Here is an 11536-nt window from a genome sequence, read left to right on the forward strand (position 1 = left end):
GCCACGGTCGTCCACCAGCAGCCCGCCTACGGCTACCCACAGCCCGCGGTCGCTCCCCAGCCCGCCTACGGCTATCCACAGCCCGCCGCGGCCGCCGCGTACGCCCCGGACCCCGCCTTCGTGCTTCCCCCGCAGGGGCCGCAGTTCATCCGGCCCTGAGCGGGTGCCGTCGCCACCGCGCACGGCGGGGGTTCAGGCCCGCGACTTGTAACCGCGTCCCCACTGCATGCCGAAGCCGTACATCCGGTCCAGTTCCGACTGGAAGCCGTACACGAACTTCACCTCGCGCCGCACCATCAGCTCGCCCTTGACGTTCTCCACGGTGAAGACGGCGCAGGAACGGGCCTGCGGGGCCCGTTCGTCCAGGTCGATCTCGATCCTCGGGCCGTTGCCCGGGTAGAGCGTCACCTTGGCGTGCGTCCGGTCAAAGGCCGGCGTCTGGTCGTAGATGTACACGAAGAACAGCAGCCGCTTGATCGCGTCCCGGTGGTCGAGGTTCACGTAGACCGTCTCGCCGGACGGCGCACCGAAGCGGTCGTCGCCGCTGAGCCTGATGTAGGGCAGCGCGTTGAGGTCGCCCGTGAGGTTGCCCAGCGGCTGCACCACCCCCTTGGTGCCGTCCGTGAGCTCGTACATGCAGCCCAGGTCCAGGTCGACGTTGACCATCCCCTGGGTGTGGGCCTGCACGACGTCGGGCTGGAAGAACTTGAGCGGGTTCAGCAGCCCGCCGCCCTGCCGCGATCTGCCGCCGATGTCCGACGTACGCATCCGCCAGGACAGGTTGACGCGCAGATGGCCCGAGAGCGGGCCCTGTTTGTCCAGCGAGACCGTGGCGTTGCGCCGGGTGAGCGTGACCGAACTCGTCGCCGAGGTCCCGACGTCGAACTCCGCCGCCCGCCGTGGTCTCAGGCCGTCCCAGAAGCCCATCCCGTCCCCCCAACTCGTCTCGCCCGGCACCGGTCGGCCCGGTGGCCGCCCGCACACCGCTGCGGGACGGCCGCCGGGCCGGGTCCGGGGTGTCCCCGGAGTACCGCCGCACGGGCCGCCCCGCAGTAGAGCGTTCCTCAATCCCGGCCGGGTCACACCCCGGAGGAGACCTCCGCCTTGGAATCGGTGCTTCCCGGGCCTTCGCCGCCGGCCGCGGCCAGCGCCTTGTTGCGCCGCACCGACGACCAGAAGGCCCAGGCGATCAGCACGACGCCGACGAGGCCGGTGATGATCTCGTTGATCTCGTACCGGATGGTGACGAGCAGGATGACCGAGAGCGCCCCGATCGCGTAGTGCGCGCCGTGCTCCAGGTAGACGTAGTCGTCCAGGGTGCCCTGGCGGACCAGGTAGACGGTGAGCGAACGCACGTACATGGCGCCGATACCCAGGCCGAGGGCCATCAGCACGATCTCGTTGGTGATGGCGAAGGCGCCGATGACGCCGTCGAACGAGAAGGAGGCGTCGAGGACTTCGAGGTAGAGGAACATGAAGAACGCGGCCTTGCCCGCGAGAAGGACCGCCGAAGCCGGCTTGCCGGACTTCTTGGCCTCCTCCTCGGCCTCCTGTTCGCGCTCTTCCTCCTCCTCCAGCTTGCCCTCGAAGAACCCGGAGAGTCCGCCGACGATGAGGTAGGTGATCAGACCCGCGATACCGGAGAGCAGCACCGTCGACGCCTTGTCGGCGTGGCCGCCGCCGTGCTGGTGCGCGTGGGTGGCGACCGTCATGGAGGCGATGAGCAGCACGATCAACGCCACGCAGACCGACAGCATGTCGACCTTGCCGAGCTTGGCGAGCGGACGCTCGATCCAGCGCAGCCACTGGATGTCACGGTCCTCGAAGATGAAGTCCAGGAAGATCATCATGAGGAACATGCCACCGAAGGCGGCGATGGACGGATGGGCGTCCGTCACCAATTCCTTGTACCGGTCGGGGTCGTTGAACGAAAGGTCGATGGCCTCGATGGGACCGAGTTTGGCGCTGATGGCCACGATCACGACGGGGAAGACCAGCCGCATACCGAAGACCGCGATGAGCACGCCGACGGTGAGGAAGATCTTCTGCCAGAAGGCATTCATCTTCTTCAGGATTCCGGCGTTGATCACCGCGTTGTCGAAGGACAGCGAGATCTCCAGGATCGACAGGATCGCCACGATCCCGAACGCCTGCCACCCCCCGTAGAACACCGCTGCGACCAGGCCGAGCGCGGTCACCGCGAACGACCAGCCGAAGGTTTTCAGAAGCACTGGCTACCCCATCGTGTATGTAACGGGTCTCCCGTTGGGTACGGGGCTCCCCCGCGCCGTGCGCGGCTTTACGAAACGTTGACCCCGAAGTCTAGAGCGATCCCGCGGAGCCCGGACGCGTACCCCTGACCCACTGCGCGGAATTTCCACTCCCCGCCGTGCCGGTACAGCTCACCGAAGATCATCGCCGTCTCCGTCGAGGCGTCCTCGCTGAGGTCGTAACGCGCCAGTTCCTGTCCGTCGGCCTGGTTCACCACACGGATGAACGCATTGCTGACCTGGCCGAACGTCTGCCCCCGGTTGTCGGCCTCATGGATCGACACCGGAAAGACGATCTTGTCGCAGTGCTCCGGGACCTGGGCGAGGTTCACGAGGATCGACTCGTCGTCGCCCTCGCCCTCACCCGTGAGGTTGTCACCGGTGTGCTCGACCGAGCCGTCCGGGCTCGTGAGGTTGTTGTAGAACACGAACCATTCGTCGCCGATGACCCGGCCGGACCGGCACAGCAGCGCGCTGGCGTCCAGGTCGAAATCGGCTCCGGTGGTGGATCGTGCGTCCCAGCCGAGCCCCACCAGCACCTGGGTGAGATTGGGTGCGGCCTTGGAGAGGGAGACGTTGCCTCCCTTGGCGAGCGTGACGCCCATGCTGTGTCCTCCCCGAGTCGATGGACGGGCGCCCGGCGCCGCGGGCGCGGGTGCCCTGTCTAGCGCGTCCGGCGCCACACGTCGGTGCGGCGCCGGACACGGTGGAGCGTGTGGCTCAGACGTTGACGCCGAAGTCCTGCGCGATGCCGCGCAGACCCGAGGCGTACCCCTGGCCGATGGCGCGGAACTTCCACTCCGCCCCGTTGCGGTAGAGCTCGCCGAAGACCATGGCGGTCTCCGTCGAGGCGTCCTCGCTGAGGTCGTACCGCGCGAGCTCGCTGTTGTCCGCCTGGTTCACCACGCGGATGTAGGCGTTGCGCACCTGCCCGAAGCTCTGCTGGCGGGTCTCGGCCTCGTAGATCGAGACCGGGAAGACGATCTTGTCCACGTCGGCCGGGACGGCCGCCAGGTTGACGTTGATGACCTCGTCGTCGCCCTCGCCCTCACCGGTGAGGTTGTCACCGGTGTGCTCGACCGAGCCGTCGGGGCTCTTGAGGTTGTTGAAGAAGACGAAATTCCCGTCGCTGGCGACCTTGCCCTCGGCGTTCGTCAGCAGGGCGCTGGCGTCGAGGTCGAAGTCACCACCGGTGGTCGTCCGGGCGTCCCAGCCCAGACCGACGGTGACCGCCGTCAGGTTCGGCGCGGCTTTGGTCAGCGAGACGTTGCCGCCCTTGCTGAGGCTGACTCCCACGAGTCCTCCAAGATTGTTGAGAGGGCCGGCAGACACCAGCGCCCCCGTCGTGCGTTGGCATCGGATCAACGATTGGATCCTAGTGACCGGTTCCCGGCCAAAACAGGCTTTTGACCGGGCGGCCGGGTCAGATCGAGTCGAGCGCCTTGAGGTAGTCGTTCAGGTCACGCGCGTCCGGCAGGCCGTTGACGACCGTCCAGCGGACCACGCCCTCCTTGTCGATGACGAAGGTGCCGCGCACCGCGCAGCCCTTGTCCTCGTCGAAGACGCCGTACGCCCGCGAGGCCTCGCCGTGCGGCCAGAAGTCCGACAGCAGGGGGTACTCCAGGCCCTCCTGCTCGGCGAAGACGCGCAGGCTGTGGATGGAGTCGTTGGACACGGCGAGCAGCTGCGTGTCGTCGTTCTCGAACTTCGGCAGCTCGTCGCGGAGCGCGCAGAGCTCGCCGGTGCACACCCCGGTGAAGGCGAACGGGTAGAAGAGCAGCACCACGTTCTTCTCCCCGCGGAAGTCGGAGAGCCTCACCGTCCGCCCGTGGTTGTCCTTCAGCTCGAAATCCGGAGCCTTCGTGCCGACCTCGATCGCCATGGAGTGCGGTCCCTTCGCAAACGTCTTCGCTGTCCCGGCCTGAGCCGTCCGGGTCACTCCACCCTACGCACGGCCCCGGGCGGCCCGGGCGGGGCCGTACGGCCTGGTGTGCGGCGGCGGGCCGGCGGCGGACGTACGAAGGCCCCCGGCGGCGCGGTGCCGCACGGGGGCCTCGGTTGACGATGGAGCGGTTCAGCGCTTGGTCTTGGCGCCCTTCGGGGTGACCAGACGGCTGCCCGTCCAGTCCTTGCCCGCACTGATGCTCTTGGTCTGGGCGAGACCAGCTGTCTGGGAAGCCTCGTTGATGTCGCTCGGTTCGACGTAGCCGTCGCGGCCGGTCTTGGGCGTCATCAGCCAGACCGCCCCGCCGTCCTCGATCAGACCAATGGCATCCACCAGCGCGTCCGTAAGGTCGCCGTCCTCGTCACGGAACCAGAGCAGGACGACGTCGGCGACGTCGTCGTAGTCCTCGTCGACGAGTTCCTGGCCGATTGTGGCCTCAATGCCCTCACGGAGCTCCTGCTCGACGTCGTCGTCGTAGCCGATCTCCTGGACCACCTGTCCGGGCTCGAACCCCAGCCTTGCGGCCGTGTTGGTCCGTTCCTCCGCGTGGTCCGCGGTCGCGCTCACGGGTTGCCTCCTGATCATGTTTCGGAAAATGCTGCAGCCACGCGCGTGCGCGGGGCGTTGGCCGTAGTCCACACGGGCTCGGCGAATCGCGCAAGTACCCGGCGTACGAGACCGCCTGAACGGTGACGTTCCCTGCCACATCACCGTAACTTCCGGCATGTCCCTCGGGGACCCGGGAATGGTGTCCGGACCCTTTACGTCCTTCCTCAGCTTATGCCGTTTCGGTCCGTCATTCGGAGTCGAACAGCCTTTGGGAACGTGTGGCCGTCTTGGGCGTATGGTTGCGTTTTGGGCCGGAGCGCCCGCACGCTGCCGTTACACGTGCCCCGGCCCGCGCGGCGGGAACCCTGTGTTACCCCACAGTAGAGAATGACGTGGGGGGTCTGGCGGTGGACGATGGGGGCGGCGTACAGCGGCCTCCCGGGGGTACGTTCCCGGACACCAGGCCCCGAAGAGCACCACCGAACAGCGAAGGAACAGCGTGGCTTCCGGATCCGATCGCAACCCGATCATCATTGGCGGCCTTCCGAGCCAGGTCCCGGACTTCGATCCTGAAGAGACCCAGGAATGGCTGGACTCCCTCGACGCCGCCGTCGACGAGCGCGGCCGTGAGCGCGCCCGCTACCTGATGCTCCGGCTCATCGAGCGCGCGCGGGAGAAGCGTGTCGCCGTGCCGGAGATGCGCAGCACGGACTACGTGAACACGATCGCCACGAAGGACGAGCCGTTCTTCCCCGGCGACGAGGAGATCGAGCGCAAGGTCCTCAACGCGACCCGGTGGAACGCGGCGGTGATGGTCTCGCGCGCCCAGCGGCCCGGGATCGGCGTCGGGGGGCACATCGCCACCTTCGCCTCCTCCGCCTCGCTGTACGACGTGGGCTTCAACCACTTCTTCCGGGGCAAGGACGACGGTCTGGGCGGCGACCAGATCTTCTTCCAGGGACACGCCTCCCCCGGCATCTACGCCCGCGCGTTCCTGCTGGACCGGCTGAGCGAGGCGCAGCTGGACGGCTTCCGCCAGGAGAAGTCGAAGGCGCCGAACGGCCTGTCCAGCTATCCGCACCCCCGGCTGATGCCGGACTTCTGGGAGTTCCCGACCGTCTCGATGGGCCTCGGCCCGCTCGGCGCGATCTACCAGGCGCGGATGAACCGCTACATGGAGGCGCGCGGTATCGCCGACACCTCCGCGTCGCACGTCTGGGCCTATCTCGGCGACGGCGAGATGGACGAGCCCGAGTCGCTCGGCCAGCTCTCCATCGCCGCCCGCGAGGGTCTGGACAACCTCACCTTCGTGGTCAACTGCAACCTCCAGCGCCTCGACGGCCCGGTCCGGGGCAACGGCAAGATCATCCAGGAGCTGGAGTCGCAGTTCCGCGGCGCCGGCTGGAACGTGATCAAGCTGGTCTGGGACCGGACCTGGGACCCGCTGCTCGCCCAGGACCGCACGGGCATCCTGGTCAACAAGCTGAACACCACTCCGGACGGCCAGTTCCAGACGTACGCCACCGAGACCGGCGCGTACATCCGGGAGCACTTCTTCGGCGGCGACCCGCGGCTGCGCGAGATGGTCAAGGACATGTCCGACGCCCAGATCCTGCACCTGGGCCGCGGCGGGCACGACCACCGCAAGGTCTACGCGGCCTACGCGGCGGCCAAGGCCCACAAGGGCCAGCCGACGGTGATCCTGGCGCAGACGGTCAAGGGCTGGACGCTCGGCCCGAACTTCGAGGGCCGCAACGCGACCCACCAGATGAAGAAGCTGACCGTCGAGGACCTCAAGCGGTTCCGCGACCGGCTGCACCTCCCGATCGCGGACAAGGAGCTGGAGGACGGCAACCCGCCGTACTACCACCCGGGCCGCGACTCTGAGGAGATCCAGTACATGCACGACCGCCGCAAGGGCCTGGGCGGTTACGTCCCGACCCGCGTGGTGCGCGCGAAGCCGCTCCCGCTGCCGGACGACAAGGCGTACGCGGCTGCGAAGAAGGGGTCCGGGCAGCAGTCGATCGCCACGACCATGGCGTTCGTCCGCGTCCTCAAGGACCTCATGCGGGACAAGGAGATCGGCAAGCGTTTCGTGCTGATCGCACCCGACGAGTACCGCACCTTCGGTATGGACGCGTTCTTCCCGAGTGCGAAGATCTACAACCCGCTGGGTCAGCAGTACGAGTCGGTGGACCGTGAGCTGCTGCTCACGTACAAGGAGTCCCCGACCGGGCAGATGCTGCACGACGGCATCTCCGAGGCGGGCTGCACGGCCTCGCTGATCGCCGCCGGTTCGGCGTACGCCACGCACGGCGAGCCGCTGATCCCGGTGTACGTCTTCTACTCGATGTTCGGGTTCCAGCGCACCGGTGACCAGTTCTGGCAGATGGCCGACCAGCTCGCGCGCGGTTTCGTGCTGGGCGCGACCGCCGGCCGTACGACGCTGACCGGTGAGGGCCTCCAGCACGCGGACGGACACTCCCAGCTGCTCGCCTCGACCAACCCGGGCTGCGTCGCCTACGACCCGGCGTTCGGGTACGAGATCGCGCACATCGTCAAGGACGGCCTGCGCCGGATGTACGGCGGGGCCCCCGACGAGAACGAGGACGTCTTCTACTACCTCACCGTCTACAACGAGCCGATCCAGCACCCGGCCGAGCCGGCCGACGTGGACGTCGACGGCATCCTCAAGGGTGTGTACCGCTTCAAGGCCGGCGAGAAGGGCCGGGTACCGGCCCAGATCATGGCGTCGGGCGTGGCGGTCCCGTGGGCGGTCGAGGCGCAGCGGATCCTCGCGGACGAGTGGGACGTGAAGGCGGACGTCTGGTCGGCGACCTCCTGGAACGAGCTGCGCCGGGAGGCCGTGGACGTCGAGCGGTACAACCTGCTGCACCCCGAGGAGGAGCAGCGCGTCCCGTACGTCACGCGGAAGCTGTCCGGTGCCGAGGGGCCGTTCGTGGCCGTGTCGGACTGGATGCGTTCGGTGCCCGACCAGATCGCCCGCTGGGTGCCGGGGACGTACCAGTCGCTGGGCGCGGACGGCTTCGGCTTCGCGGACACCCGTGGGGCGGCCCGCCGCTTCTTCCACATCGACGCGCAGTCGATCGTGCTCGCGGTGCTGACCGAGCTGGCGAAGGAGGGGAAGATCGACCGTGCGGCGCTGAAGACGGCGGTCGACCGCTACGAGCTGCTGGACGTGGCCGCGGCGCACCCCGGCGCGGAGGGCGGCGACGCGTAACGCCCGAAAGGCTGACGGAGGGCGGCGGGGCTTCGGCTCCGCCGCCCTCCGGCGTTCGACCGACGTTCAGTTCTCCCAGATCTTGAAGGCCCGCACCGTGTACGGCGAGCGGGGCACCCAGGTCCCGCCGCCCGGATACGTCTCGAATTCGCCGGTCTCCGCGCAGGTGGCGGACTGGTAGGTGGTGACGGGGCGGCCGGTCCGGTTGACGAGGGCCTGGGCGGTCGTGCCGGAGGAGAGCGGGGTGCAGCTCTCGATGTCGACGGTGGACAGTTCGTGGGTCTGCCGGGCGCCCGTGAAGTCGGGTTTCGTCCACAGGCAGAGCTGCCCCGCCCCGCAGGGGGCGAGCCCCGCCGGCCCGGGCTGCGGGGTGGTGCGGGCCTGCCGGACGGTTTCGGGCCGGGCCTCGGACGCGGTGCCGGCCGGGGCGGTGGCCGGGACGAGCGCGGTGGCCGCCAGGGCGGCGGCGAGAACGGTCGTACGCATGGTGGAGCAACCCCCGTGGTCGAGCGAGTCGGGTGACTCGCGGTGACCGCACTCTGACCTGCCCGGACACGGGCCGGGAAGGGTCCCGGCGGCGGACCACCCTGATAGGCGACAGCCCCGCCGGAACCGTCCGGCGGGGCTGTCGTCTGCGCTGTGTTGACGCCGGCCACGCGAGATGCGCGGGGCTTCACGCCCGGCGTGCGCCCTCGGAGGCACGAGGGGTCAGATGTGGCCCGCGCCCATGCCGGCCTCGGCGTTCTCGCCGCGCTTGGTGAGCAGCGCGACCAGTGCGGCGACCACGGCGACACCGCCGGCGGTCAGGAAGGCGAAGCTCATGCCCGACACGAACGTGTCATGCGCGACCTCCGTGATCTTCGCCGCGATCTCCGGCGGGGAGTTCGGCGGCACGGGCGGCATGCCGACCTCGATGGCGGAGGAGGCCTGTTCCAGTTGCGCCTGGTCCACCGGCGGAAGCTCCGCCGCCTTCCAGTTGTCGCCGAGCTTCGTGTCCACCCTGGTGGCCATGACGGCGCCCAGGACGGCCGTACCGAGGCTGCCGCCGACCTGCATCGCGGCCTGCTGGAGTCCGCCCGCGACGCCGGAGAGCTCCATCGGGGCGTTGCCGACGATGACCTCCGTGGCACCGACCATGACCGGCGCGAGGCCGAAGCCGAGGAGGGCGAACCAGAGCGACATGGTCAGCGTGCCGGTGCCGACCGTCAGCCGGGACATGCCGAACATGGCGACGGCGACGCAGACCATGCCGCCGACCAGCGGCACGCGCGGACCGAACTTGGTGATCGCGGCCCCGGCCAGCGGCGACCCGACAATCATCATGGCGGTCAGCGGCAGGAGGTGCAGACCGCTGTCGACCGGGCTCATGCCGTGGACGTTCTGCAGGTAGAAGGTGACGAAGAAGAGGCCGCCCATGAAGGCGAAGGCCATCAGCACCATCAGGACCACACCGGCCGACAGGGCCACGGAGCGGAACATCGCCAGCGGGATCAGCGGCTCACGGACGTTCTTCTGGGAGAGCGCGAACACGAGGAACAGCACGATCGCGGCACCGAGGAACCCGAGCGTTTTGGCGTCGCCCCAGCCCCACTCCGAGCCCTTGATCAGTGACCAGATCAGACAGAACATGGCCTGGGACAGCAGCACGATGCCACCGATGTCGAAGGACCGCGGCGCGTTCTCGGCGCGGTGGTCCTTGAGGATCAGCAGACCGAAGACGAGGGCCAGCACACCGACCGGTACGTTGATGAAGAAGACGGACTGCCAGCTGACGTGCTCCACGAGCACACCGCCGAGGATGGGGCCGCCCGCGGTCGAGGCGCCGATCACCATCCCCCAGATGCCGATGGCCATGTTCAGCTTCTCGGCCGGGAAGGTGGCGCGCAGCAGGCCGAGCGCCGCCGGCATCAGCAGGGCGCCGAAGAGGCCCTGGAGCACACGGAAAAGGATCACCAGCGTGACGCTGCCGGAGAGGCCGATGGCCGCCGACGCCGCTGCGAACCCCGTGATGCCTATCAGGAAGGTCTGGCGGTGCCCGAAGCGGTCACCGAGCTTGCCCGCGGTGATCAGGGAGACCGCGAGGGCCAGCATGTAGCCGTTGGTGATCCACTGGACGTCGGCGAGGGACGCCTTGAGATCCTGCTGGATGGCGGGGTTGGCGATCGCGACGATCGTGCCGTCGAGGGCCACCATCATCACGCCGATGGCGACGGCGAAGAGGGTCAGCCAGGGGTGGCCGCGCAGCCCCTTCGCGGGTGCGGGAACGGCTGTGTCTTCAGGCTCCCGCGGCGCCTTCTCGACAGTGGTCTGACTAGTCATGGGCCGAGATTAGTGTCAGCTTCTGACACTTAACAAACCATTTCACATGACGGTAACTGTCATGTGGGTCACAGGTAGGCTGAGCCGGTCAAACTGGCAGAAAGAGGTCCGATAGGTGACGAGCAGGCAGACGACCGGGGCCCGGGTTCCGGGGCCTCCGGTGGGCTTGCGTGAACGCAAGAAGCAGCGCACCCGGGAAGCCCTGCTGCACACCGCTCTCGGGCTCTTCGCCGCTCAGGGGTACGAGCGGACCACGGTCGACGAGATCGTCGAGGCCGTCGACGTCTCGCAGCGGACCTTCTTCCGCTACTTCGCGAACAAGGAGGCGGCGGCCTTCGCCATACAGGACGCGGTGGACTCGCGCTTCCTCCTCGAACTGCGGCAACGCCCCTCGGCGGAAGCACCGTTCGAGGCGCTGCGCCGCGCCGCGTTCTCCACCTGGAGCAGCCTCGCCGATCCCACCAAGGACGACGCCACGGCCGAACTGTGGCTGCGGACGTACCGGATGATCGAGTCGACGCCCACGCTGGTCGCCGCCCACATGCGGCGCGGCGTCGATCTTGAGCGGCAGACGACGCTGGTGATCGCGGAACGGGAGGGCCTGGACCCGGAGGCCGATCCACGCCCCGGGGTCGCGGTCGCGGCGTTCGCCGGGGTGCTGCGGCTGACCGGGCAGCTGTGGAACCGCCGCCAGGACGCGAGCATGAAGTCGCTGCGCGAACTGACCGAGCTGCACCTGGGCCTGCTGCACACGACACTCCTCGGCCCGTGGCACACCCCGTGAGCGTCGGCCTCCGGCCATCGGCTGACAGCCCCGCCACCTCTCCTCAATTCACCCGAAAAGGCAGCAAAGGCGGCGTTTCGCAGGACCGGTGACCCGCGCCACGACGTGGACGCCCTGCGCACGGAGCGTGAGAACCGGGCGCGTTGATCCCCGCACCCGGGTGATCCGGGTCACCCCTGCGCCGACCGCGCGGACCCGTCTCCTAGGGTGGGGCGCAGTGACTTCCTTCGACTCCTCCCCCACCCTCACCGCTTGGCGCGCCCTGCTCGCCGTCGCGGTCGTGTTCGTGATGCTGGCGACCACGGGCTGGACCGCCGTGCGGCACCAACGCACCGCCGCCCCGCGTGAGATCGCGCTCGCCGCCTGGGCGAGGGACCGGACAGGCGGCCGCGCCCTGCCGGACGCCGACGCCCCGGCGTACCGGCTGG

10 protein-coding genes and 1 pseudogene are annotated in these 11536 nt (G+C 68.7%); 3 read left to right on the forward strand and 8 right to left on the reverse strand.

Translation table 11 applies throughout. The annotated features are described in order from the left end of the window. Positions 1-192: 192 nt before the first annotated feature. The 6 genes from IH13_RS0108625 to IH13_RS0108650 form a co-directional block, all read right to left on the reverse strand. Positions 193-927, reverse strand: a complete 735-nt coding sequence (locus IH13_RS0108625) for a TerD family protein (RefSeq protein WP_031082553.1) — start codon at positions 925-927, stop codon at positions 193-195. Positions 928-1079: 152 nt separating this feature from the next. Continuing rightward, positions 1080-2231: a DUF475 domain-containing protein gene (locus IH13_RS0108630; protein WP_031082555.1), complete on the reverse strand. Its 1152-nt coding sequence runs from the start codon at positions 2229-2231 to the stop codon at positions 1080-1082. A gap of 68 nt (positions 2232-2299) precedes the next feature. Next, entirely contained in the window at positions 2300-2875 is a 576-nt protein-coding gene (locus tag IH13_RS0108635) for a TerD family protein (protein ID WP_031082557.1), read from the reverse strand. Positions 2876-2990: 115 nt separating this feature from the next. Next, positions 2991-3566 carry a TerD family protein gene (locus IH13_RS0108640; RefSeq protein ID WP_031082559.1) on the reverse strand — a complete coding sequence of 192 codons (576 nt, stop codon included), beginning with the start codon at positions 3564-3566 and terminating at the stop codon, positions 2991-2993. A 127-nt stretch (positions 3567-3693) separates the two neighbouring features. Continuing rightward, a complete protein-coding gene (locus tag IH13_RS0108645) occupies positions 3694-4152 on the reverse strand; it encodes a peroxiredoxin (protein ID WP_031082560.1) in 459 nt (152 codons plus the stop codon). Between the two features lie 192 nt (positions 4153-4344). Next, complete coding sequence (locus IH13_RS0108650; RefSeq protein ID WP_031082561.1) at positions 4345-4782, reverse strand: DUF3052 domain-containing protein; 438 nt, start codon at positions 4780-4782, stop codon at positions 4345-4347. A 481-nt stretch (positions 4783-5263) separates the two neighbouring features. On the opposite strand from IH13_RS0108650, the gene aceE reads away from it, so the two are divergent. Next, positions 5264-8005: a pyruvate dehydrogenase (acetyl-transferring), homodimeric type gene (aceE, locus tag IH13_RS0108655; RefSeq protein ID WP_031082562.1), complete on the forward strand. Its 2742-nt coding sequence runs from the start codon at positions 5264-5266 to the stop codon at positions 8003-8005. Between the two features lie 66 nt (positions 8006-8071). Here aceE and IH13_RS0108660 read toward each other — a convergent pair whose 3' ends face one another. After that, entirely contained in the window at positions 8072-8491 is a 420-nt protein-coding gene (locus IH13_RS0108660; RefSeq protein ID WP_031082563.1) for a peptidase inhibitor family I36 protein, read from the reverse strand. Positions 8492-8713: 222 nt separating this feature from the next. Further along, complete coding sequence (locus IH13_RS0108665; protein WP_031082567.1) at positions 8714-10324, reverse strand: MFS transporter; 1611 nt, start codon at positions 10322-10324, stop codon at positions 8714-8716. A 115-nt stretch (positions 10325-10439) separates the two neighbouring features. Here IH13_RS0108665 and IH13_RS0108670 point away from each other — a divergent pair, with 115 nt between their 5' ends. Continuing rightward, the gene (locus IH13_RS0108670) at positions 10440-11108 is read left to right on the forward strand and encodes a TetR/AcrR family transcriptional regulator (protein WP_031082569.1); all 669 of its coding nucleotides are present in this window, start codon (positions 10440-10442) and stop codon (positions 11106-11108) included. 217 nt (positions 11109-11325) lie between these two features. Then, positions 11326-11536: pseudogene (locus IH13_RS0108675) on the forward strand (hypothetical protein); the annotation flags it as partial.

It is taken from the genome of Streptomyces sp. NRRL WC-3549, from assembly GCF_000721935.1.
Classification (GTDB): Bacteria; Actinomycetota; Actinomycetes; order Streptomycetales; family Streptomycetaceae; genus Streptomyces.